Origin of the sequence: Mesonia aestuariivivens, assembly GCF_019311235.1 — a bacterium.
Taxonomy (GTDB): domain Bacteria; phylum Bacteroidota; class Bacteroidia; order Flavobacteriales; family Flavobacteriaceae; genus Mesonia; species Mesonia aestuariivivens.
Genome location: NZ_JAHWDF010000004.1, coordinates 15,366 through 38,153, shown reverse-complemented (window position 1 = coordinate 38,153; position 22,788 = coordinate 15,366). Strand labels below are relative to the sequence as shown.

General features: G+C 32.4%; 20 protein-coding genes, 1 tRNA gene and 4 pseudogenes. 13 read left to right on the top strand and 12 right to left on the bottom strand.

Features of this window, described 5'->3' with window-relative positions; genetic code table 11:
* Window positions 1-100: 100 nt before the first annotated feature.
* Window positions 101-1,356: pseudogene (locus tag KW502_RS04755) on the bottom strand (IS3 family transposase).
* A 250-nt stretch (window positions 1,357-1,606) separates the two neighbouring features.
* Here KW502_RS04755 and KW502_RS04750 point away from each other — a divergent pair.
* The 9 genes and pseudogenes from KW502_RS04750 to KW502_RS04710 all read left to right on the top strand — a co-directional run bounded on the left by KW502_RS04750 (window position 1,607) and on the right by KW502_RS04710 (window position 10,726).
* Window positions 1,607-2,131: a GNAT family N-acetyltransferase gene (locus tag KW502_RS04750; RefSeq protein WP_219039388.1), complete on the top strand. Its 525-nt coding sequence runs from the start codon at window positions 1,607-1,609 to the stop codon at window positions 2,129-2,131.
* Between the two features lie 244 nt (window positions 2,132-2,375).
* Window positions 2,376-3,481 (top strand): annotated as a pseudogene (locus tag KW502_RS04745) (IS3 family transposase).
* 87 nt (window positions 3,482-3,568) lie between these two features.
* The gene (locus KW502_RS04740) at window positions 3,569-4,651 is read left to right on the top strand and encodes a sensor histidine kinase (protein WP_369412513.1); all 1,083 of its coding nucleotides are present in this window, start codon (window positions 3,569-3,571) and stop codon (window positions 4,649-4,651) included.
* A complete protein-coding gene (locus KW502_RS04735; RefSeq protein ID WP_219039387.1) occupies window positions 4,644-5,321 on the top strand; it encodes a response regulator in 678 nt (225 codons plus the stop codon). The genes KW502_RS04740 and KW502_RS04735 overlap by 8 nt, the downstream gene beginning before the upstream one ends.
* Window positions 5,322-5,581: 260 nt before the next feature.
* On the top strand, window positions 5,582-5,941 hold the full coding sequence (locus tag KW502_RS04730) for a hypothetical protein (RefSeq protein ID WP_219039386.1): 360 nt from the start codon (window positions 5,582-5,584) through the stop codon (window positions 5,939-5,941).
* Between the two features lie 15 nt (window positions 5,942-5,956).
* The gene (locus KW502_RS04725) at window positions 5,957-7,516 is read left to right on the top strand and encodes a TrkH family potassium uptake protein (protein ID WP_219039385.1); all 1,560 of its coding nucleotides are present in this window, start codon (window positions 5,957-5,959) and stop codon (window positions 7,514-7,516) included.
* Window positions 7,517-7,540: 24 nt separating this feature from the next.
* Window positions 7,541-8,209, top strand: a complete 669-nt coding sequence (locus KW502_RS04720) for a potassium channel family protein (RefSeq protein ID WP_219039384.1) — start codon at window positions 7,541-7,543, stop codon at window positions 8,207-8,209.
* An 11-nt stretch (window positions 8,210-8,220) separates the two neighbouring features.
* Window positions 8,221-9,333 carry a porin gene (locus KW502_RS04715; RefSeq protein WP_219039383.1) on the top strand — a complete coding sequence of 371 codons (1,113 nt, stop codon included), beginning with the start codon at window positions 8,221-8,223 and terminating at the stop codon, window positions 9,331-9,333.
* Between the two features lie 658 nt (window positions 9,334-9,991).
* Window positions 9,992-10,726, top strand: coding sequence for an alpha/beta fold hydrolase (locus KW502_RS04710; protein WP_219039382.1), 735 nt, complete (start codon window positions 9,992-9,994; stop codon window positions 10,724-10,726).
* On the opposite strand, the pseudogene KW502_RS04705 reads toward KW502_RS04710, so the two are convergent.
* A pseudogene (locus KW502_RS04705) lies at window positions 10,727-11,894 on the bottom strand (IS3 family transposase). It lies immediately after the preceding gene.
* A 70-nt stretch (window positions 11,895-11,964) separates the two neighbouring features.
* Here KW502_RS04705 and KW502_RS15595 point away from each other — a divergent pair.
* Window positions 11,965-12,075 (top strand): YgjP-like metallopeptidase domain-containing protein, encoded by a 111-nt coding sequence (locus KW502_RS15595; protein WP_219039381.1) that lies wholly within the window; start codon window positions 11,965-11,967, stop codon window positions 12,073-12,075.
* A 177-nt stretch (window positions 12,076-12,252) separates the two neighbouring features.
* On the opposite strand, the gene KW502_RS04695 is transcribed toward KW502_RS15595, so the two are convergent.
* Window positions 12,253-12,327, bottom strand: a tRNA-Pro gene (locus KW502_RS04695).
* A gap of 143 nt (window positions 12,328-12,470) precedes the next feature.
* Between KW502_RS04695 and KW502_RS04690 the strand changes: the two genes are divergently transcribed.
* Window positions 12,471-13,697 (top strand): multidrug effflux MFS transporter, encoded by a 1,227-nt coding sequence (locus KW502_RS04690; RefSeq protein WP_219039380.1) that lies wholly within the window; start codon window positions 12,471-12,473, stop codon window positions 13,695-13,697.
* A 71-nt stretch (window positions 13,698-13,768) separates the two neighbouring features.
* Here KW502_RS04690 and KW502_RS04685 read toward each other — a convergent pair whose 3' ends face one another.
* From KW502_RS04685 to KW502_RS04670, 4 genes and pseudogenes are all read right to left on the bottom strand, one after another.
* Window positions 13,769-13,972, bottom strand: a complete 204-nt coding sequence (locus KW502_RS04685; protein WP_219039379.1) for an N-acetylmuramoyl-L-alanine amidase — start codon at window positions 13,970-13,972, stop codon at window positions 13,769-13,771.
* Window positions 13,957-14,157 (bottom strand): annotated as a pseudogene (locus KW502_RS15590) (N-acetylmuramoyl-L-alanine amidase); the annotation flags it as partial. The gene KW502_RS04685 and the pseudogene KW502_RS15590, both read right to left, overlap by 16 nt.
* A 26-nt stretch (window positions 14,158-14,183) precedes the next feature.
* A complete protein-coding gene (locus KW502_RS15585; RefSeq protein WP_369412514.1) occupies window positions 14,184-14,273 on the bottom strand; it encodes a hypothetical protein in 90 nt (29 codons plus the stop codon).
* Window positions 14,274-14,409: 136 nt separating this feature from the next.
* Window positions 14,410-15,051 carry a SanA/YdcF family protein gene (locus KW502_RS04670; protein WP_219039378.1) on the bottom strand — a complete coding sequence of 214 codons (642 nt, stop codon included), beginning with the start codon at window positions 15,049-15,051 and terminating at the stop codon, window positions 14,410-14,412.
* A gap of 102 nt (window positions 15,052-15,153) precedes the next feature.
* On the opposite strand from KW502_RS04670, the gene KW502_RS04665 reads away from it, so the two are divergent.
* A complete protein-coding gene (locus KW502_RS04665; RefSeq protein WP_219039377.1) occupies window positions 15,154-15,960 on the top strand; it encodes a sugar phosphate isomerase/epimerase family protein in 807 nt (268 codons plus the stop codon).
* Window positions 15,961-16,363: 403 nt separating this feature from the next.
* Here the strand turns inward: KW502_RS04665 and KW502_RS04660 are convergent, their stop codons facing one another.
* The 4 genes from KW502_RS04660 to KW502_RS04645 form a co-directional block, all read right to left on the bottom strand.
* Window positions 16,364-17,407, bottom strand: a complete 1,044-nt coding sequence (locus KW502_RS04660) for an endonuclease/exonuclease/phosphatase family protein (protein ID WP_255554086.1) — start codon at window positions 17,405-17,407, stop codon at window positions 16,364-16,366.
* Between the two features lie 42 nt (window positions 17,408-17,449).
* Complete coding sequence (locus KW502_RS04655) at window positions 17,450-18,358, bottom strand: mechanosensitive ion channel family protein (RefSeq protein WP_219039376.1); 909 nt, start codon at window positions 18,356-18,358, stop codon at window positions 17,450-17,452.
* A 5-nt stretch (window positions 18,359-18,363) separates the two neighbouring features.
* Window positions 18,364-18,858, bottom strand: a complete 495-nt coding sequence (locus tag KW502_RS04650; protein WP_219039375.1) for a Dps family protein — start codon at window positions 18,856-18,858, stop codon at window positions 18,364-18,366.
* A gap of 102 nt (window positions 18,859-18,960) precedes the next feature.
* A complete protein-coding gene (locus KW502_RS04645; RefSeq protein ID WP_219039374.1) occupies window positions 18,961-19,272 on the bottom strand; it encodes a phosphoribosylpyrophosphate synthetase in 312 nt (103 codons plus the stop codon).
* A 330-nt stretch (window positions 19,273-19,602) separates the two neighbouring features.
* Between KW502_RS04645 and KW502_RS04640 the strand changes: the two genes are divergently transcribed.
* Window positions 19,603-21,531 (top strand): M1 family metallopeptidase, encoded by a 1,929-nt coding sequence (locus KW502_RS04640; RefSeq protein WP_219039373.1) that lies wholly within the window; start codon window positions 19,603-19,605, stop codon window positions 21,529-21,531.
* A gap of 63 nt (window positions 21,532-21,594) precedes the next feature.
* Here the strand turns inward: KW502_RS04640 and dnaN are convergent, their stop codons facing one another.
* On the bottom strand, window positions 21,595-22,713 hold the full coding sequence (gene dnaN, locus KW502_RS04635) for a DNA polymerase III subunit beta (protein WP_219039372.1): 1,119 nt from the start codon (window positions 22,711-22,713) through the stop codon (window positions 21,595-21,597).
* Window positions 22,714-22,788 lie beyond the last annotated feature (75 nt).

The following is a 22,788-nucleotide window of genomic DNA, read 5'->3' as shown; positions in this document are numbered from 1 at the left end:
TTTTCTTGGATAACTTCTAAACAATGCAAATCATTGTCCGAAGTGCTAATCTAAACGAGTACTGGACTTGCAATAAAAAACAGGACTTTAAGTTGAGTGACTATGCTGCTAGTTTTTGATTATACATATCTATTTCAAATTCTTTAATGGTTCTGTTTCCTAAATAGGAATGTCTTCTTCTGGTATTGTACCAGGTTTCTATCCACTGAAAGATAGATAACTCTGCCTGTAATCTAAGCTTGTACTTATGCCAATATACCCACTCTACTTTTAGAGGTTTAAAAAAGGATTCCGCTACGGCATTGTCCCAGCAATTACCTTTTCTACTCATCGATTGTTTAACCAAGCCATTATAACTTTTAAGTAGATTAGTAAATCTTTGGCTGGCATACTGGATACCTTGGTCTGAATGGAATATCAAAGGTTGTGTGAGTGTGGTATTTTTAATAGTCATCTGCCAAGCTTTTATAATAGTATCCTCGGTATTTAGGGTATCACTTAAAGCCCATCCTATAACTTTTCTATTGAATAGATCAATGATCACTGTTAGGTAGCTCCAGCCTTCTTTAGTCTGAACATAGGTAATGTCGCTTACCCATACTTGATTAGCCCTAGCTACATTAAAGCATTGGTTCAACAAGTTTGGTGCTGTGGGATATTTATGGTTACTATCGGTGGTGGCTTTAAACTTACGCTTCCTCTTAGCATATAAATAGTTTGCCTTCATTATACGGGCTACCCGTGGCTTTGACGCCTTAAAACCTAAAGCTTTCAATTCAGCTTCTATTCTCGGAGCTCCATAGCTCTGGTGGCAATCCTCAAATATATCTTTGATTAATGAAGAAAGCTTATGATTTTCTTTCCAGAGGCTGCTGGGACCAGATTTTAACCAGTGGTAATAACTGCTTTTACTCACAGCTAACATAGTGCACATCTTCTCAACAGGAAATTTCATACGGTGCTGTTTTATGAACCTGTATTTTTCTTGTCGCTCGCGGAAATGCGAAGCATTCACGAATACCTTAATCTAAAATAATAAATAGTGAGCTAAAAGATGCCAATCGCCTTTTTTAAGATATCACGTTCTAATTCGGCTTCTTTAAGCTGTTTCTTTAAACGAGCTATCTCTTTTTGTTCATCGGTCATTTTAGGATTACCACGGCCAGGAAAACTATTCTTACCATAATTCTTTTGCTCTTTACGCCAGCGGTAAAGAACAGCAGGTAAAATATACAGATCCTCACAAATCTGCGCTACACTGCCTTTTGCATAACTTAATTCTACTGCTTTCTGTTTAAACTCTAAAGTGTAATGTTTGGCTTTACGTCTCATAAATGCTAAGTTAACAACTTGCAATAATATTCATTCAACTCTATGTCCAGTCTAATGTAGTAATTCCAATAATAATCTAAGAACACATTTTAGTCTGGATTTAAGAAAACCGGCGAAAGTGCATCTTAATCCGAACATCGAATACAGATCTTATCGAAAAAATAATGTAAATTTACACCAACTCCATATCTAAATATTAAAATATACCTATCAAAAAAGAGTCAACCTATATCAGTATAATACACCAAAATTACCTGTTTTAACAGAAAATAAAATGCTAAAAAATGTAGAGTTAAATTCCAAAAGACTTAAAACCAGAAATCTTAATGAAGGTGATATAGAAAAATTATTTAAAATTTATTCAGATAAAGAATCAATGAAATTCCGTGGCTCAAAACCTATGAATGAAATTGAAGATGCATTAAAAATGGTTTTCGACCAAACAATTGAGAAGAATAATATCATTAAAATTCGCAAGGCTATAATAAAAAAAGAAAATAAAGAATTAATCGGAACTTTACTTTTGGAATGCGATAAATCATTTCCTAACCGATGTGAAATTGGATTTTCATTCGAAAAAAATGAATGGAATAATGGCTATGGAAAAGAAACACTAAATATGATATTGGAAAAATTAAAAACTATTAATAGCATTAAAGATGTTAAAGCGTGGTGTATTAAAAAAAATATTGCTTCAGTTAAGATATTTGAAAAAAAAGGATTTACTAGAATTAATCAGAATGAATTTCCTGAAAGCTATTTATTTATAAAAGAATTAAAAAAAACCTGCTCACAATAACTAAGTCTTCGTGTGGTCGGTACGACCTAACCTGAAGATCCTATTGACTAAACCGATTCTTTGCGGATTGTTCGTTTATGGGGATTACTCCCTTTTAGAGATTTAATTTATGAAGAACCGTTTGTTCTTCTTCATCTGTAGCAGGTTGGGTGTAAGCTTCCCCTAAAACCGAACTGTTTAAAATTAGAATATTAATCTAAACTTTAGACAGTATTATGAGAAAAGTAAATTTTCACCTGCGCAGATGGCAAAGATTTTAAAGGAGTTCGACAACGGCAAGAGTGTCGATCAGATAAGCCGTGAACATGGAGTTAGTGCTGCTGCTTTTTACAAGTGGCGCTCCAAGTATGCTGGAATGAATTCCAAGGAACTAAAGAGGCTCAAGGAGCTGGAGGAAGAAAACCTTAAACTCAAACAGATGTATGCCACTCTGGCGCTAGATCATCAGATGGCAAAGGAGATTATCGAAAAAAAGCTTTAAAGCCTTACAGAAAGAGAAGTATTGCAAAAGAACTTATACATTACGGCATCAGTAGGGCGTGTTGTGTTTTAAATATGAGCAAAAGTGTTTACTATTATAAGTAATTACTTAAAGACGATACTACTATAGAGAAGGCGCTCCAACAAAAAGCAAAGAATCATTCTGAGGAAGGGTTTTGGAAGGCTTATGAGCGTTTACGCGAAGAAGGTAAGCTTTGGAACCACAAACGGGTGCATCGTGTTTACCTAGCATTAGGTCTTCCATTAAGGAGAAAAGTAAAGAAACGTTTGCCCGCAAGAATTAAAGAGCCCTTAGAGGTCCCAACTGAGCTGGATCATACGTGGAGTATGGATTTTGTAACTGATGTCTTAGAAAACAAAAGACGCTTTAGAGCATTTAATATCATTGATGATGTTAATAGAGAGGCGCTTTATATTGAAATAGACTTTTCATTGACAAGCAATCTTATTGTTTGGGTACTCAATCATTTAATTAATAAAAGAGGAAAGCCAAAAAATATAAGAATGGATAATGGTCCTGAGTTTATCGCTCACATCACAAATGATTGGAGTCAGATGCACGAGATCGACTTTAAGTACATCTAGCCAGGAAAATCAACTCAAAATGTTTTTATTGAGCGCTTCAATGGTTTATATAGCCGAGGAGTTTTGAACAAATATATATTTGAAGACCTACATCAGGTAAGAGAACAAACCCGGATATGGGTGGATGATTATAACCCACACGACAGCTTAGAGAAAATCCCTCCAGTAACATACGCAAAGCTTAATTCCTCTGGGTCTAGACCCAGAGGAATTAAAAAACAAAATAAAAAATGTAATTTTGGAAAACTAAAAAGTTCTAATTAGGGGAAGCTTACAATTTTGTTAACACTCGGAGAACAGATATCTTTATGAAATCTTTATAATTCAATCACTAAATTTGAATAAAAAAATGTGGAGTTACTAAAAACAAGGAAATATAGTAAGAAAAATCAATATTTGATAAGCGTCCTTCTTGTCGTGTTCACTGCTGTTTTGTGTTTTTTTTCGGTTGACCTTGTTGGTTACAGAGCCGTAGCGCTTATTTTACTTTTAGTTGTTTCGGTAAACGCCATTCTCTTTGAGATTTTTCCTGTAATGTTATCAGCATTATTGAGTGCACTTATTTGGAATTTCTTTTTTATTCCTCCTATCCTCAATTGGCAAATTGCAACTGCCGAAGATGTATTAATGTTCTTCATGTATTTTGTTATAGCATTTATTAATGCTGTTCTAACTTATCAAATTCGAAAATTTGAACGAAAAGAAAGAGAACAAAAAGAAAGAGAAAAATCTATCAAATTATACAACAGCTTACTAAACTCACTTTCTCACGAATTGAGAACCCCCATTTCAACAATAATCGGTGCCATTGACACTATTAAAGACAACCCAACCAAACTTTCTGACCATAATCGCAATGAATTATATTCTGAAATTGAAATTGCCAGTTTTAGATTAAACAGACAAGTCGAAAACCTTTTGAGTATGAGCAGACTTGAAGCGGGTTTTATTCAACCTAAAATAGATTGGTGCGATTTGAACGAGCTCGTTTTTTCTGCGATAAAGGACAATGAAAATGATGCAAAAGATCATAAAATTGTATTTACTCCAAAGGAAAATATGCCGTTGGTGAAAATTGATAGTGGCCTTACGGAACAAATTCTGTTTAACCTTATACACAATGCAATTCAACATACCCCTAAAAATACGACTATTATTATTCAACTCGACGACAATCTAACGCATTGTTTTATAGAAGTAATAGACAATGGTAAAGGATTTCCAAAAAATGAAATTGAATATGTTTTTGACAAATTCTATCGTTTAAATAAATCTGCCACAGGTGGCACAGGTTTAGGACTTTCTATAGTAAAAGGGTTTACCGAAGCAATGAATGGTATAATATTTTTAGAAAATAGAAAGGAAGGTGGAGCCAATTTTACTCTTAAAATTCCGTGTGAATTTTCTAAAAACAAAAATTCGGAAAATGAATAAGGCAGAAATATTAATCATAGATGATGAACCGCAAATCAGAAAATTGCTTCAAATAAATTTGGAAAGCAATGATTATAAAGTAGTTCAAGCAAGTACTGGAAAAGAAGGCTTGATTTTATCGGCTAGTCATCCTCCTGATTTGATTTTACTTGATATTGGGTTGCCTGATAAAAGCGGTCACGAAATTTTACAAGAACTACGTGAATGGTATAATAAACCCATCATCATCCTTTCGGTTCAGGACAACGAATCAGATATTGTTTCAGCCCTGGATAACGGAGCAACAGACTATTTGACCAAACCTTTCCGCACTGGCGAACTTTTGGCAAGAATCCGTTCAGCCATTAGAAGAAGTCAAAACACCGAGAACAAAGCTATTATCATTTGCGGAGACATCCATATTGATTTGACCTCTCGAATGGTAAAGCGAAATAATGAAGTTATCAAACTTACCTCAACTGAGTATAATTTACTGGCTTTATTTACCAAAAATGAAGGTAAAGTCCTTACGCATCAATATCTTCTAAAGGAAATTTGGGGTTATAGCTATCAAACCGAAACCCAATATTTGCGGGTGTTTGTTGGTACGTTGCGTAAAAAGATTGAAGAAAACCCCAACAATCCGCAACACATCATCACCGAAAGCGGTGTTGGTTACCGCTTTCAGTAGTCTTTATAAAATCTTTATACAGCCCTACCAATCCTTGATTTTCTACTTATTGCTTTCATCTGACCTTTGTATTGTAAAAAAAATGCAAAAAGATGAAATGGGATTTTTTCTATGATGAAGGGCAAGGCCATGCCTATGAATCTACAAACGATTGGTATAAGGAAATCAGGTATTTGATAATTTCAAGCATTATAATGGTGGTTTTAGGCATTGCCTTTTACCTCTATTTTCGATTTTTTAATTTCTAAAGTTAATAAGCGATGAAAAGTGAAATATCAATTTCAAAGAAAATGGCTGATACGATTGTTCAAGTTTGCTTTGATGTAGTAGAATTTTCAAGGCTTTACGAACAAGACCATCCCAATAGTGCAAAAAACCTTTTTTATTGCAATGAAGCGGTAAAAAAGGGCTTGAAATGGTTTATAAATGCTCAAAACAAAGCAGAATTTCAAAATAAGGTTTCTGATTACCTGAGTGAAGTAACATTAGCGAAGAAACTTTATCAAGACATTCAAGTTCCTGTGGAAAGCAAGGATAACATCATTGCTCAGCTTACAAAGATTCAAACGCACTTAAATGAGCTAAAAGAAGGAGCTTCAACCCATCAAAATAATCAATAATCGTAATATAATTCTATGTATAAAACATTTATAAAACAGGTTGCGAGTCTGCAAATCATTTTAGGCTTGGTAATGCTTGTGCCAGCCATATTTGCCATCATTTATCAAGAATGGTATTCCCTAGCAGGCTTTCTGATTGCAGGAACATTTACCGCATTGTTAGGGTATTTGGTTTACCGGATTTTTGAAAAAACAGAAGAGCCCCAACAAAAACATTCCCTTGCCATAGCCGCCATTGGTTGGCTAATGATCATGGTTTTTGGAGCAATACCCTATTTTATTATTGCTCATATTACACCATTGGAAGTGATGCAACAATTTGTGCCCGCCGGGATGAATTATACTTCCAGTTTGTTGAATTTTAAAAATCCATTGCATTGCCTTTTTGAAAGTACCAGTGCCTTTACAACTACAGGTTTAACTATGGCGTATAATGAACCTTCGGTAGGAAAATCTATTTTGTTTTATCGCTGTTTTTCACAATGGGTTGGCGGAGCAGGATTTATCGTAATGGCAATAGCCGTATTTAAACACTTGCCAGGCCAGGGAGCAATTCAGCTCTACGGTTCAGAAGCTAGCGGAACAAAATTAAGAACCAATGTTATAGAAACTGCACGAGCCATTTGGAAAGTATATTTTGTAGTAACTTTTTCGATGTTTATTTACATCGCCATTGGTACCTACTTTATATTACCAAACTATCCCTTATCAGAAAATATTTTTGATGCGATTAATCACGCTATGACAGGACAATCTACTGGCGGATTTAGTACGCTCGATGATAGTATTGCAGGCTATCAATCGGCTAAAATGGATATGTTATTCTTGCTTCCAATGCTTTTAGGTGGTTTATCCATTCCATTTTTCTATCGGTTCCTTTTTCAGCGAAAAATCAATGAATTATGGAAAGACATTCAAACGCGTGCAATGATTATTGCATCTATAATTGGCGGAGTGGTTTTGTCTTTATTTTTAATGAACGCTGACATCGTTTCGAACCCATTCAGAGAAGGAGTATTTCAATTTGTGAGTGCTTTGACCACCACAGGTTGGCAAACCTCTAACATTGGAGCTTGGGATGATCTTTCGGTATTATTTATTGTTGCGGCAGCAATGATTATTGGTGGTTCTGCCGGAGGTACGGTAGGAGGTATCAAAATTATTCGGGCTTTATTATTACAAAAAGGACTAAGATGGCATGTCAATAAGATTTTTTTATCAAAAAACACCGTAAAATCGGTTCGCTTTGATAATAAAATAGTACTTCCGGAGGAAATGAGTTTAGAGTTAGCAAGAGCAGGAATTTTTACCCTCATTTACATCTTGTTTGTATTTGTATCAACCTTAATTACGATCTATTTTATGTCGGACGATTTCACCTTGGCAGATGCCATTTTTGAGTCGGCATCAGCACAGGGTACAGTTGGGTTAAGTTCTGGCATCACCGACCCGAGTATGAATCCAATTTTAGAAGGGGTTTATATCCTACAAATGTGGGCGGGAAGAATTGAGATTATCCCAATTTTAGTGCTTTTGAGAGTACTGTTTTATGGCACTAAACCAAGAATTATTTAAAAATTAAATCTAAAAAATAACATTATGCATATCATTATCATTGGTTCAGGAAGAACCGGAAAACACGTCATCGAAGCTGCCGTAAAAGACAACCACGATGTTTATGTAATTGAAAAAAATAAGGAAGCAGCCGATTGGGTCGCTTCACATTTTGACTGTGTGGTGATCCACGCAGATGCAACAAGTATGGAAAACCTAAAAGAAGCCAACGCAGAAAAAGCAGACGCTATTATTGTGACTACAAATGATGATGCGGTAAACTCTTTGGTTATTTTATTGGCAAAACAATTGGGGGTTAATCGATTGGTAAGCTCTGTTAATAATGAAGAGCATCTTTCGGTTTTTGAACAATTAGGAACCGATACTGTAGAAAGCCCATATCGATTGAATGGGAGATACTTATACAGAGCCGTTCAAGGACCGAATGTAAAAACATTTTTAGATTTAGGCGATGGATATGAGTTATTAGAAATTCAGGTAGAAAAAGATGCTAAAATAGCTAACAGATTAATCAAGGAGTTGAATAAACAAAAAATTTTACCATCCGATTCACGGGTAACGTTAATCAAAAGAAACAATCAAATTATCATTCCTGAAGGAGAAACCAAAATAGAAATAAAGGATATTGTTGTAGTTTTGTCGCAACGCAGTAAAGTTACAGAAATATCCAGTCTTTTCGGAAAGTCAAACTAATACCATTTAAAATGAAACATATTTGGTCGTTTATACTATTTATAACTCTATTCTTAACGAGTGCTAGCACATTTGCTCAAGAAGATAGCACGTGGCAACAAAAACCACAAGTGAATCTTGTTGGTTTTGCAGACGTTTTTTATGTATATGATTTTAATCAGCCGCAAGGCACACAAAGGCAGTCTTTTTTATATAACCATAACCGGCACAACGAGTTTAATTTGAATTTAGGACTTGTAAAATTGAATGTTGAACATTCAAAATACCGAGCCAATCTTGCACTGCAAACTGGTACCTATGCCAACGATAATTATGCGGCCGAACCAGGGGTTTTAAAAAACATTTTTGAAGCGAATATTGGTATTTCTTTAAACAAAGAAAATAACCTTTGGTTAGACGCTGGTATCCTGCCTTCTCATATTGGTTTTGAAAGTGCGATTTCTATGGATAACCCTACGCTAACCCGTTCTTTATTGGCCGAAAATTCCCCTTATTTTTTAACAGGTGCCAAACTGACTTTTAATCCCAATGAAAAATGGGAACTCGCAGGATTGGTAGCAAATGGTTGGCAAAGAATACAACGATTGGAAGGCAATTCCTTACTTTCTTTTGGCACACAAGTAAATTATAGCCCTACGGATAAAGTTACGTTAAATTGGAGCACATTTATCGGTACGGATGATCCTGATGATACCAGAAGAATGCGCTATTTTAATAATTTGTACGGGCAATTTCAACTCACAGAAAAGCTGAATTTAATTGCTGGTTTTGATCTAGGAGTACAACAACGCTTTAAAGAAAGTTCAGATTATGATGTATGGTTAACTCCAATTATTATTGGAAAATACAGCTTAAATGATAAGTGGAAAACCGCTATCCGAGCAGAATATTACCAAGATGAGACAGGAATAATTATCCCAACCGGAACAAGGAATGGTTTCCAAACCACCGGACTTTCAGTTAACCTCGATTATTCACCCACACCACGAATAGCGTGTAGAGTGGAAGCCCGATGGCTCAACAGCAAAGACGCTATTTTTGAAAACAAAAGTAATTTGGTAAAAGACAATTTTATTGTCGGAGCTTCTATAGCAATCAAAATTTCGGAAACTTTAAGTAAATAAGACCCGCTAAAAGTCATATAAATTTTAGATATAATTACGATGATTTTCTGAAGCTACTGTGACTGTTGGAGTTGATTGATATGCCAAGCATTTTAAAAAATATCATGAATATTGAAAAGATAATCAAGGCATACATTTGCTTAAAACGAGACCTGAATCTTTTAATTTAAAAAGAACTTACTATTACTTTTAAATTTGCAAAAGAAAAAGATAAAAGTCAAACCTGCTTTTATGAAATGATCATCTTTATTGACACTAACAAAGGACTAATATTCGGGTTTCCCCGCAAATACAAGATGCTGAATCGTATATACATCTTCACAAATTTAAGAAATAAGATTCAAGCATCTAAATAGGAGCACCATGGATCCTTTTAAGAAGCCTTAACTTGGCATTGTAAATTTGATATAAAATCTATTTTTTTTGCTACGGTAATGATAGCTTACTAAATATTTTAAAATAAATTTTCTTAACCCTATATTTTTATTCGTTTTTTCATCATTGGAAATCTCTGGTTCATGGATAGTTAAAGAATAGTAAAGTGAGTGCATAAAAGTGAATAAATGAAAATACTTAGCATAGGAGGGCTTATATAATAAGATTTTCATGTAACATTTTATACAAAATGTATCTAAAGGGAAAACAAAACCTTTTAGAGATGAAAAAATTAAATATTTGCTTTATTGTTATTATTCTTTTAATTGCCTTCCCAATGCAATCACAAGAAAGTTTTCAAGTTACAAAAACCGGAAAGGGACAGCCAATTCTACTATTTCCCGGTTTCACCTGTACTCCTGAAGTATTCAGTGAAATAACAACACATTTATCAGAAAACTACGAAATTCATGCCTTTACCTTTGCCGGTTTTGGAGAAGTATCTCCCATATCTTTTCCGTGGTTACCCAAAATTAAAAAGGAGATTCAAAGCTATGTCATCGAAAATAAACTAAAAGATGTAATTATTCTGGGGCATAGTATGGGAGGCAGTCTTGGGTTGTGGCTTGCTTCAGAAAATAATAATTATTCCAAGCTTATACTTATCGATGCGCTTCCTGCTATAGGGGCTTTAATGCTGCCAGATTATAACAGCAAAACAATCACTTATGATTCTCCTTACAATCAAAAGCTACTAGCAATGGATAGTTTGACTTTTACTAAGATGGCAAAACAAATGACGCAAGGAATGAGCCTTAATAAGGACAAGCATCAACAAATAGTAGACTGGATAGTACAAGCAGACCGGAAAACTTATGTGTATGGCTATACTGATTTGCTCAAGTTGGATTTAAGGAAGGCTATAAAAGAGATCGAAATTCCCGTTCATATTTTTACCGCTACACATCCCTACGGGAAAGTGTACTTGCAACAAAAAACTGGACAATTAGTTGAATGACTATGCTGCTAGTTCATGATTATATATCTAATTCAAATTCTCTAATACTTCTGTTACCTAAAAAGGAATGTCTTCCTCTATTATTATACCATGTTTCTATCCATTTGAAGATAGATAACTCGGCTTCAGACTTTAGTTTATAGTTGTGGTGATATACCCATTCTACTTTTAATGATTTAAAAAAGGATTCTGCCACAGCGTTATCCCAACAGTTTCCTTTGCGACTCATAGATTGCATGACTACCCCTTCATAGCTTTTAATAATAGAGGTAAACTTTTGGCTTGCATATTGTACACCTCTATCAGAATGAAAAATTAGAGGTTCTTGCAAGGTTATGTTTTTAATAGCCATGCTCCAAGCTCTTACAATAGTGTTATCTGTAGTTAGATCTTTGCTTAAAGACCACCCAACTACTTTTCTATTAAATAAATCGATAATAACCGTAAGATACAGCCAACCTTGTTTGGTTTGAATATAAGTGATGTCACTTACCCAAACTTGTTTTTCTCGATTAACATCAAAGCATTAGTTAAGTAAATTAGGAGCTATTGGGTAATTATGGTTACTATCTGTGGTTATTTTAAATTTACGTTTTCGTTTAGCAAACAAATAATTAGCTCTCATGATACGGGCTATTCTGGGTTTAGATACCTTATAACCTAATGCTTGCAATTCTGATTTTATCCTTGGAGAACCATAACTTTGAAAACTCTTCTCAAATATGCTGCAAACAAGCGAGCTTATCTTTTGGTTTTCTATACACAACTTACTTGGTTCTGATCGTAACCAGTGATAATAACCGGCTTTTGCTTACCTTTAATACTTTGCACATCGCCTCAACAGGAAATTTTAATAGGTGTTGTTTTATAAACCTGTATTTTTCTTATCGCTCACGGAGAAGATGCCAATAGCCTTTTTTAAGATATCACGCTCTAATTCTACTTTTTTTAAACGATCTATCTCTATCTCTTCATCAGTCATTTTAGGCTTACCCCAACAAGGAAAACTGTTTTTACCGTAATCTTTTAACTCTTTACGCCAACGATAAAGCACAGGTGGAAATACGTCTAAGTCTTCACAGACTTGCTTTACATTGTCTTTGGCATAACTTAATTCTACTGCTTTTTGCTTAAACTCTAATGTGTAATGTTTCGGTTTACTTCTCATAATCGCTAAATTAATAACTAGAAAACAAATTCTCTCAACTTAGTGTCTAGTCTAATGTAGTAATTTCAAGATGTGTCATTTTGTAGTTCCAAACCATAATAAAGATTTTTATCATATACTTTCTTTAATTATGCCAAACTGGAGAAGATGGAAAAATCTTTTAGAAGTGAAACTTGCTTAGCCCTAAAAAAACACAAATAAATCCAAGAAAAGATGAATATGATTAAGTTCAGGAGGTTCTTAATTCAATTTAACCTAACTTTCTTTATTATCAAAAGATTTAATTAAATCCAGCAATATGTCCGCAATATTTACGAAAATAATTTAATACGCTGTTATTTAGTGTATTTTGATTTTGTCGGGATGAGAGGATTCGAACCTCCGATCTCGCGCCCCCCAGACGCGCACTTTAACCGGACTAAGCTACATCCCGAGTAGAGCTTGCGAATATAATAATAAGACATAATTTTCATAAATATTTTTTTGAAATTTCACGAAATCGATATTGTATATTAATAAAATGTTAAAAGAATTATTAATCTATTTCAATAACTTTCATTGCCCGAAATTTGCAAAATGCAAGAAGATTTTACCATCAGGAATAAAAAAAGAGAACAAATAATATTATTAGTTTTAGGTACTTTAATAGCCTTAGGGCCTTTCTCTGTAGATATGTATTTGCCTAGTTTTGAAAGTATTGCTAATGATTTTTCTACAACAAAGGCACAAATAGGCTTCTCACTTACTAGTTATTTTGTAGGCATTGCGCTAGGTCAGTTAGCTTATGGTCCTATCATGGATAAGTTTGGCAGAAAGAAGCCCTTGCTAATTGGATTGATTATTTATATTATAGCGGCATTGAGTTGTTTTTATTCTCCTAATTTATACTGGCTAATTATTTCACGCTTTTTTTTAGCAGCTGGCGCTTCAGCAGGAATGGTCGCTTCGAAAGCAGTTGTAAGAGATATTTTTCCTCCAAATGAAGTAGCAAGAGCTATGTCCTTTTTAATGTTAATCATGGGAGGTGCTCCAATTATAGCCCCAACTGTTGGCGGAATTGTTATTACTTATTTTACCTGGCATATTATCTTTTTAATTTTAGCATTATTTGCGGTATTGATGTTTATAAGTGTGTTTAAATTTTTACCTGAAAGTATTACACCCGATAGTACTATAAACTTAAAATTAAAAGAAGTTTTTAAAAAATATAAAGGAATTTTAGAAGATAAAATTTTCTTGACTTTTTCTTTAGCGGGTAGTTTAAGTATTGGTGCTATGTTTGCTTACATTAGTAATGCGCCTACACTATTTATGGATAATTTTAAGTTAACCGAATCGCAATTTGGTTGGTTATTTGGAATGAATGCAGCAGGATTAATTTTGGGAAGTCAATTAAACCGATTGGCACTTAAAAAGAATACCACCTTTAATGTGACCTTAAAGATTGCTTTTATGCTTGTAGGTTTAGGCTTATTATTCTTGATGAACGCCTACTGGTTAAATAACTTTTATACCACAGTTATTTTATTGTTTTTTATCTTATTTTTATTAGGTTTTCAAAACCCAAATACAACTGCTTTATCTTTATTTCCATTTACCAAAAAAGCTGGTAGGGCTTCTGCTTTAGTGGGAAGTTTTAAAATGATTTTCGGAGCTATAGCTTCTTTTATCATTAGTAAATTTACGGGATCTAGTATGATTCCGTTAGCAATAACAATTTTAGTTTCATTAAGTTTGAGTTTAGCATTTTTAATTAGGTTTAGATTTAAAGAGAAAAGAGCTTTAGTGATTATTGGTAGATAAATAAGAAGCCTAATTCTAAACGAATCAGGCTTTTTATTCAATGTTTTTGAAATTTATATTTTTGAGATATATTATAAGATCATATTCGCAATTTCAGTTTGGCCTTTTATAGAACCTAGATAAGTTCTTTCTTTAGGATTAGTAAGAAAACCTAGTTGAAGCATTAATGCTGGGGAATTACATTTGGTAATGACTGTAAATCTTACATTTTTTATCATTACTTTACCTAAAAATTTCTTTTGAAAATCAAGATGGTCAGCTAACTTATTTGCCATTTTAATATTTTCTCTTTAAACTCATTATTGATAGTAAAATATACTTCTATCCCTTGATGATCTTCAGTTCGAGAATCTGAATTTACGTGTAACGATAGAACCAAATCTGGCTTAATTTTATTGATATAATCTACTCTTTCTTCTAGACTTATAGTTTCTTTATTAGTTCTTGTGAAAAAGATTTCAACATTACTATTTTTGTGAAATTATTTTATTTTTTTGTGATATTGAAAACAAGTTCGCTTTCAGAAATTCCTTTAACAATAGATCCAGGATCTTTACCTCCATGACCAGTATCGATAACAATTTTAAGTGGTTTTTTATTATCTTTATTTACTGGCTAAAATGCTATTAAACTAAAAGATATAATGCATAGAAAATAAACAAGTAAGTTTTTCATAAGTTAAGTTGTTTACTTTATATATATAATTATTGTTTTATTCAATTTTAATTTTATCACCTAAATATTTGGGTTGTACACCAAATACTAAATCTAGCATCATTTTAGTTCGAGCTAATTTTTCTCTTAACTGAGTTTTAAAACCATAGTTTATATTTACATCTTGAGCATTAAAGGCAATAGCATGAATCCCGAAATTTTTAGCGAGATAAAGCGCACGCTCATTATGGAATTTTTGAGAAATAACTGTAAATGTTTTTAAGCCGAATATTTTATGGGCTCGCAGAACAGAATCTAATGTTCTAAATCCAGCATAGTCTAGAAAAATTTTATCTTCAGGTATTCCGTTTTTCATTAAATCTTTTTTCATCATTTCAGGTTCATTGTAGTTTTTTGAACCATTATCTCCACTAATTAAGATATACTTTATTTGTCCTGATTTAAAAAGTTTTACAGCTGCTTCAATCCTATAGGTATAATATAAATTAAGTTGATGCTGACTTATATATTTAGAGGTGCCTAGTAATAGCCCTACTTTTCTTGATGGAATTTCGCTAATTTTAGTATAAATACCATTAGAGGTACTCGATGTGATATGGCTGTTAATAATAAATACTGCTAAAATTACAACCAAACAAAAAGTAAAAAACAAATAAATAATTTTTTTAACATTTATCATATTTATAAATTTTATTTCTTTAGTAAAAGGAGGTTAAAATAAAACTAAATTTTGACGTAAATTTAATTATGCTGTGAAGATTCGATAACTTTAAAATAAAAAATGGAATTAGGTATTTGTTCTTGGACCTTAGGTATAAAGCCTATTGAACAATTAATGTTTACAGTAAAAGAATTAGGGTTAGATGGTTTGCACTTTTGTGAAGACTTTAGAAAACACGAGTCTAAGGTTGTAAAAGAAGCAGCAAAGCGTTATGGGTTAACAATTTTTGCTATAGACCCACATGATTGTTTTCCTCAACAAACATCTGAAGCCACTTTAGCAGGAGCAATTAACTTCTATTCTGGTGTAATAGATTTTGCTGTTAATGTAAATGCAACTTGGGTAACCCTTCAGGGATTAACCAATTGGACACAAAATTGTAAATCTGAAATAGAAAAAAATAATTTTCTTACCGAAGCCTATAAAAAGTTAGATAGCTATGCGAAACTAAAAAAAGTAAAATTGGCTGTAAAAGCAGTAAATCGCTATGAATCTTCTATGATGAATACCGCTTTAGAATGTTTGAACTTTCTTCAGCAATTAAAAAATCACAACATAGGCATAATTTTAGACAGTTTTCATATGAATATTGAAGAATTTGATGCTGTTCGCGCTATACGAGAAGTTAATAATGATTTAGTTAGTTATCAAATTTCTGATTCTAATCGTGGTGGTATCGGGAGTGGACACATAGATTTTATTCAGCATTATCAAACTCTAAAAGAAATAGGCTTTGAAGGTCCTGTAATAATAGAAATTGTTTTACCACATTTAGCACCTAATAGTACACCAAGAAATCTAAAAGAACGACAACAATTAGAAAATGAAATTAAGCGTAGTGCAAGTGTCTGGAAAGAAATTCACTAATCATCAGTTTTGTTTTCTTTTGTATTTAATTCCTAAAAATCATGCAAAGCTTCTTTTCTGGCAATTTGCCAAAGTTTATATTTCGAGCTTTTATAGTTTCACCTATTTTATCGTGGATAAATGGATTATCGAAGCCAATAGTGGTAGTATCATTTTGTGCTAGTAAATAAGAATTTTTTTAAAAAATCTAACCAATAAATAGCAGAAAACCCTATAATACATTACTCAAAAAAGATATATCTTATACAATCATTAAGCCGAAAATTTTAAAACTTTACGCGCTTTTTTTATAACCGTAATTTCAGCATGAGCTGTTGATTTTATTAAGAAGTTATTTATATCTATTATGATGGTTGTAGAAATAGATAAATCATTAAATTTAAAGCAAAGCTCAGGTAAAAACTCATTTCATTTGTTCTTTAGCTTTTTTTAGCTCATTGGTCGTAGGGTCTTCTTTTTCTTGAAATTTTTTATATTTTGGCTCATAAGTAAGTTCTAAAAAAATAGGTAAATGGTCTGATCCATTTTTTTTAAGCAATTGTAAATCTTTCACTCTAAATTCTTCAGAAACAAATACGTGATCTAAAGGCCAACGCATAATATAGCTGTTTGCATTGTAAGTATTATAAAACCCTCTACCTTTTCTAACATCTAGTAATTTGCTTACTTCTTGAAATATAGTAGTGGTTGTAGACCATGCTACATCATTAAAATCTCCCATTACTAACGTTGGTGTATTTTTATTAGCCAATACTCGATGAGCAACAAGCATCATTTCGGTATCTCTTTTTTTAGACGTTTTGGCGTGTTGAGGAGTAGGAGGTTTAGGGTGAATTGCATAAAGCTGAAGCGTATTTTTATTGAAAATAACTTTTGTAGTTATTGAGGGTATACTGTCTTCTATTAGGTAATTCACTTCTGTTTTTTCTAATTTATATTTAGAGTATAACAACATACCGTAAGTATTAGCCAAAGGAACTTTTACGGTATACGGATATTGATTATCAATTTTTTTTTCGATAGTAGTTAACCATTCTTGATTCGTTTCTGTGAGTAAAAATAGATCGGGTTGTGTTTCTTTAATTTGCTGAATTAATTTTTGATGTGATTTATTTTTTTGAAGCACATTCGCTACGAAAATTTTAAGTGAAATTTTATCTTCTGAAGCGGACTGTACTTCATAAGCTGCAAAAGGTGTATAGGGGTATATTTTTACAGCCTGAATGGTTAAGCAAATTAATAGCGCGAAGCTAAAAATATAATCTTTCCAATTTTTATATTCAAACTTAAAGAAGTAAAATAGTAAAATGAATAAGGTTAAAAAAGTAAGTTGTACGTGAGGATAATCAAATACTCTAATGTACCAAGCATCTGCGTTAAAAAAAGGGAAAATGGTTAGTAGTATAGCAATAACCGCTAACGAGCGAAATATTATTTTTAAAATCAATATTTTACGTATAAAAAAAGACTTGTTAAAAGTCTTTTATAGTTACTGTTCTTTTTGATGTATTTGAATAGTTTCAGATCTAAACTTATTCTTACCAAAGTCTAAAGTTCTTATCGGGAATGGGATGTTTATATCTTCTTCATTATAAGCTTTTTTGATCGCTAAAATTGCTTTGTGTTTCGCGAATAAAATATCTTTTTGTCTATTCACATCTGTCCAAAACCGTACTACATAGTTAATAGAACTATCTCCAAATTCTTCATAGGCAAATTCTATTTGTTCTTCACCTATTTGTTTAAATATAGCTGAAATCGCATTTATCGTAATTTCTTCTACTTTTTCTAAGTCACTTTCATATCCTACGCCACATGCTAACATTACTCGAGATCGTTTAGTTCTACTAAAATTTTTAAAAGCATCTTCTACAATTTTGGTATTTGGAATGACAACATGGTTATTATCAGATTGAATAATAACTATATTTCTAAGATTTACTTCACGAACTTCTCCAGCAAAACCATTTGTTTCTACCCAATCTCCAATTTGTATTTCTGGCAAAAAACTTAAAATAACTCCAGAAACTGTATTGCTTAAAGTACCCTGTAAGGCAAGACCAATAGCTAAACCAACAACTCCTGCACCCGCTAAAATAGAGGTGAGTAATTTATCTAAATTTAAAAGACCTAAGGCTATAAAAAAACCGAAAGAAATAATTACCAATTTCAAAATTCTAACGGTAATATCTCTTACGGAATGTTGTATATTTCTTTTTAACAGAATTCTAGTAAGTATTTTGCCAACATATTTGGCAAAAACAATAAACACAATAAAAACAAGTACTGCCAAAATAAAATTTGGCAGATTAAGTATTAATGCATCTAACCAATCGGCGAGTTTATCATAGATCCCGCCGATGGCTTCTGAAAAATTAAATGTTGAATTTTTTTCCATCAAGATTATTTAATTTCTTGATGTGTCTGTTTAGTTTTCATTACCCAAGCATCTAACATCCAACTGGTTTTTTCTAACTCTCTAATATATGCGCCAATTAAATCTATTGTACCTTCATCATTAGCCTCATCTGCTACTTTTACGACTTTACGCATTTGTGATAAAATTTTACCATGATCTTCAAGTAAGATTTTCACCATCTCTATATCTGTAAATTCAGAATCAGATTCTTCTAAATTAGACAGTTTTAAATAGTCAGAGAAATTACTAGCAGGCTGAAACCTTAATGTTAGCACGCGCTCAGCTATATCATCAATTTTTAATACTGCATCATCATACATTTCTTCAAATTTTTCATGTAAATCGAAGAAACTTTTTCCAATAATATTCCAATGAAAATTTCTAAGCTTTTGGTAGTATAAATGATAATCTGCAAGCAGAATGTTTAATTCTTCAACTGTCAGTGTTAATTTTTCTTTATTTAAATTTAAATATTCCATAGTTAAAACTTATTGTTATTTTAATTTCTATTCAAAAATACAATTGTTAAAGGCTAAAAACAATTTAGTCTTTGTTTTTTAATATAAGTTTAACTGCTTTCATTATTGCTCAGTTTCTCGGTGTAATTTATCTAAAATTGTTTTAGAAACTTGTCCGCCAGACACACCGTAGCCATCGGTCAAAATTCCTTTTCTGTCATTAGAAGTGGTAATAGCATATAATATAGAATTGTCATCGGGATTGCTCATTCCTTCAAACCTTAAAACTTTATCTACTTCAAACTCATCGGCTGTATATTTTTCTTTTTCAGCTTTTAGTTCTAAGTAATCATCAATTAGGTTAAAATCATGGGTGTAACCTTCTTCTAATTTTAGTTTGTTTATTGCTTCAGATAATGTTCCGTAATCTTTCATAATGGTTAATTTTTCATTTAAATTACTATGTTTAATTGGGCTTACAAAAAACGATCGTCGGTTTAATATAAGTTTAACTGCTATTCTTTATATTTCTTATTTCTTAAATATGCAAAGAATATAAACTTTTTCGGTTTATAGATTATGTGAGAATTTCAACTTTATTTTTAAGATCAACTCTTAATAGTTTCAAATTTTATAAAACAAAGTAACAATTCTACCCAATAAAGGTTTTATTAATAATAGGTTACTATATTTTTTAAATCATAGAGTTGTCTGTTTGATTGTAAAGTTTCTTATTTTAAGCGTCTGAATTTTTAAGTTAATCCTATGCGTTTATATTTATTTCTAATTTTATGTAGTGTTTTTATTCCTGTTTCTGCTCAAAATCTTTATGAAGAGCACCATACTATAGCAAAGCAGGAACTATTTTCTGCGGCATCTTTATTTGAAAATCAAACAAGCGCTAATACTGGAAATTATGATGTTACTTATCATCGTTTAGAACTAACGGTAAATCTTTCTGTTGCTTTTTTAGAAGGTGAGGTGACCACTTATTTTAAAGCCAAAGAAAATCTAAATCAGGTCATATTTGATTTTTCTACAGGAATGAATGTGTCGACAGTCTTACAGAATGGTATTGCTCTTAACTTTCAGCAATCTAATGATGAATTAATAATAGATTTACCTCAAACTCAATTACAAGGAGTTTTAGATTCATTGAGTATTAGTTATTCAGGAAACCCGATAAGCACTGGTTTTGGTTCTTTTGAACAAACTACACATGATGGTAATGAAATTATTTGGACGTTATCTGAGCCTTATGGAGCTAAAGCTTGGTGGCCCTGCAAGCAAGATTTAACTGATAAAATAGATGAAATAGATATTTTTATAACCCACCCAACATTTAATAATAACGGAGCAGAAAATGTTGCGGTAGCAAATGGTTTAGAACAATCTCAGGTAATAAATTCAACTTTAAAAACCACTCATTTTCAGCATCATTATCCTATTCCTGCATATTTAGTTGCTTTTGCAGTAACTAATTATTCGGTTTATAATGATACTGTGATGAACAACGGAAACCCGTTTCCTATAGTCAATTATGTATATCCTGAAAATTTGTTTCAAGCACAAAATTCTACAGCAATTACCGTCCCTATTATGGAATTATTCATTGATAAATTTGGTAATTATCCTTTTGAAGATGAAAAATACGGACACGCTCAATTTGGTTGGGGTGGTGGTATGGAGCATACTACCGTTTCTTTTATGGGAAACTTCAGTAGAGGATTAATAGCTCATGAATTAGGGCATCAATGGTTTGGCGATAAAGTAACTTGTGAAAGCTGGCAAGACATTTGGTTAAACGAAGGTTTTGCTACTTATATGGCAGCAATGGTTATTGAATCTTTAGATGGTGACCTAGTATTTAATGATTATAAGGAAAATTTAGTGAATAGTATCACTTCCCTACCAGGAGGTTCCGTTTATGTTCCGGCTCAAGATACGTTAAGTGTCAATAGAGTATTTAGTAAGCGATTGTCTTACAATAAAGGAGCGATGGCGCTGCATATGTTGAGAAAAAAACTTGGAGAGTTCAATTTTTTTAACGCTTTACAGAATTATTTAAATCATCCTAATTACGCTTACGATTATGCAAATACAGAAAATTTAAAAACTGAATTTGAATTACAAAGCGGAGAAAATTTAGATGAATTTTTTAACGATTGGGTTTATGGCGAAGGCTATCCTAGTTCTGAGGTGTATGTAGATCAAGATTTACAAAGTAATCAGATAACTATAACAGTATCACAATCACAAAGTCATGCATCTGTAGATTTTTTTGAAGTAGAACTACCTATAAAATTTTTAGGAACTCAAGGAGAAGTTGAAGAGCATAAATTTTATCATACCCAAAATTCTCAACAATTTTCTTTCTCTACAACGATGACGGTAGAAAGTATTGTAATAGATGCTGAAAGTGATATTATATCAAAAAATAATACGTCTAACCTAAAAGTTAAAAAGTTAGAAAAAGAAATTTTTTATATTTACCCAAACCCAACCCTTGGAGAAATAACAATTCAGTCTTCATCTGCTATAGAAAAAGTAAGAATTTTTAATGTATTAGGAGAAAAGTTAAAAGAAACAAATCATCAAAAACATTTTTCTATACGTGATGTAGCTAGAGGAATTTACTTTTTAGAGGTAAAAACAGGAAGAGGCACACAAGTAAGAAGAGTAATTAAACACTAATAAAAAATAAACCCTCGCGATTAGACGAGGGTTAAAATTTAAGTTTTAGTGGTTAAGTTAAAATTAGTTGTTTAACATTACTGGCATCACCAACATTGTTACTTTTTCACCTTCATCTAATCCATCTTTAGGAGTTAAAATTCCGGCGCGGTTGGGTAAACTCATTTCTAACTGAACGTCGTTAGCATTTAGGTTATTCAGCATTTCTGTTAAGAAACGAGAATTAAAACCAATTTGCATATCGTCACCTTGGTAATCGCAGGTTAAACGTTCTTCTGCTTTGTTACTGTAGTCTACATCTTCTGCAGAAATATTTAATTCAGCCCCAGCAATTTTAAGTTTTACTTGGTGTGTAGTTTTATTAGAGAATATAGAAACCCTTTTTACAGAGTTTAAAAATTGTGTTCTGTCAATAGTTAATACGTTTGGATTTTCTTTTGGAATCACCGCTTCGTAGTTTGGATATTTACCATCAATTAATCGACAAACCAATTGTGTATCGTCAAATGTGAATTTAGCGTTAGAATCGTTATACTCAATCAATACATCGCTATCGCTATTAGCTAAAATTCCTTTTAAAAGATTTAAAGGTTTTTTAGGCATAATAAATTCTGCAGTTTCTTCTGCAACAACATCTTCACGAGAATATTTTACTAATTTGTGCGCATCTGTAGCGACAAATGTTAAGCTCTCTGAAGAAAACTGAAAGAACACTCCGCTCATTACGGGTCTTAAATCATCATTTCCGCTAGCGAAAATAGTTTTGCTAATTGCAGTAGCCAAAATATCTGCGGGGATTACCGTTTTACTAGGTTCGTCTAACTCAACTGCATTAGGAAATTCTTCTCCATTAGCGTAAGCCAAAGCATATTTACCATAGCTAGAACTAAGCTCAATGGTATTGTTATCTTCAACAACAAAAGTTAGGGGTTGCTCTGGGAAAGTTTTTAAGGTATCCAACAATAATTTTGCAGGTACAGCAATACTTCCTTCAGACTCAGATTCTACATCCAATTCAGCAGACATGGTCGTCTCTAAATCTGAAGCAGAAACTTTTAGTTTATCTTGATTAAGTTCAAAAAGAAAATTATCTAAAATGGGTAGTGTGTTACTATTATTAATAACACCACCTAATATTTGAAGTTGTTTAAGTAAGTATGAACTAGAAACTATAAATTTCATGAGAATTATTTGATATAAAATTCATTCGAATCACAAATATATCTTATTAACTGAATTTTCACACTAATCTTTAAA

Excerpts from the sequence above, each read along its gene's own strand:
- KW502_RS04750 (WP_219039388.1), top strand. The coding sequence starts at position 1,607 with ATGCTAAAAAATGTAGAGTTAAATTCCAAAAGACTTAAAACCAGAAAT.
- KW502_RS04735 (WP_219039387.1), top strand. The coding sequence starts at position 4,644 with ATGAATAAGGCAGAAATATTAATCATAGATGATGAACCGCAAATCAGA.
- KW502_RS04730 (WP_219039386.1), top strand. The coding sequence starts at position 5,582 with ATGAAAAGTGAAATATCAATTTCAAAGAAAATGGCTGATACGATTGTT.
- KW502_RS04725 (WP_219039385.1), top strand. The coding sequence starts at position 5,957 with ATGTATAAAACATTTATAAAACAGGTTGCGAGTCTGCAAATCATTTTA.
- KW502_RS04720 (WP_219039384.1), top strand. The coding sequence starts at position 7,541 with ATGCATATCATTATCATTGGTTCAGGAAGAACCGGAAAACACGTCATC.
- KW502_RS04715 (WP_219039383.1), top strand. The coding sequence starts at position 8,221 with ATGAAACATATTTGGTCGTTTATACTATTTATAACTCTATTCTTAACG.
- KW502_RS04710 (WP_219039382.1), top strand. The coding sequence starts at position 9,992 with ATGAAAAAATTAAATATTTGCTTTATTGTTATTATTCTTTTAATTGCC.
- KW502_RS15595 (WP_219039381.1), top strand. The coding sequence starts at position 11,965 with ATGTGTCATTTTGTAGTTCCAAACCATAATAAAGATTTTTATCATATA.
- KW502_RS04690 (WP_219039380.1), top strand. The coding sequence starts at position 12,471 with ATGCAAGAAGATTTTACCATCAGGAATAAAAAAAGAGAACAAATAATA.
- KW502_RS04685 (WP_219039379.1), bottom strand. The coding sequence starts at position 13,972 with ATGGCAAATAAGTTAGCTGACCATCTTGATTTTCAAAAGAAATTTTTA.
- KW502_RS04670 (WP_219039378.1), bottom strand. The coding sequence starts at position 15,051 with ATGATAAATGTTAAAAAAATTATTTATTTGTTTTTTACTTTTTGTTTG.
- KW502_RS04665 (WP_219039377.1), top strand. The coding sequence starts at position 15,154 with ATGGAATTAGGTATTTGTTCTTGGACCTTAGGTATAAAGCCTATTGAA.
- KW502_RS04655 (WP_219039376.1), bottom strand. The coding sequence starts at position 18,358 with ATGGAAAAAAATTCAACATTTAATTTTTCAGAAGCCATCGGCGGGATC.
- KW502_RS04650 (WP_219039375.1), bottom strand. The coding sequence starts at position 18,858 with ATGGAATATTTAAATTTAAATAAAGAAAAATTAACACTGACAGTTGAA.
- KW502_RS04645 (WP_219039374.1), bottom strand. The coding sequence starts at position 19,272 with ATGAAAGATTACGGAACATTATCTGAAGCAATAAACAAACTAAAATTA.
- KW502_RS04640 (WP_219039373.1), top strand. The coding sequence starts at position 19,603 with ATGCGTTTATATTTATTTCTAATTTTATGTAGTGTTTTTATTCCTGTT.
- dnaN (WP_219039372.1), bottom strand. The coding sequence starts at position 22,713 with ATGAAATTTATAGTTTCTAGTTCATACTTACTTAAACAACTTCAAATA.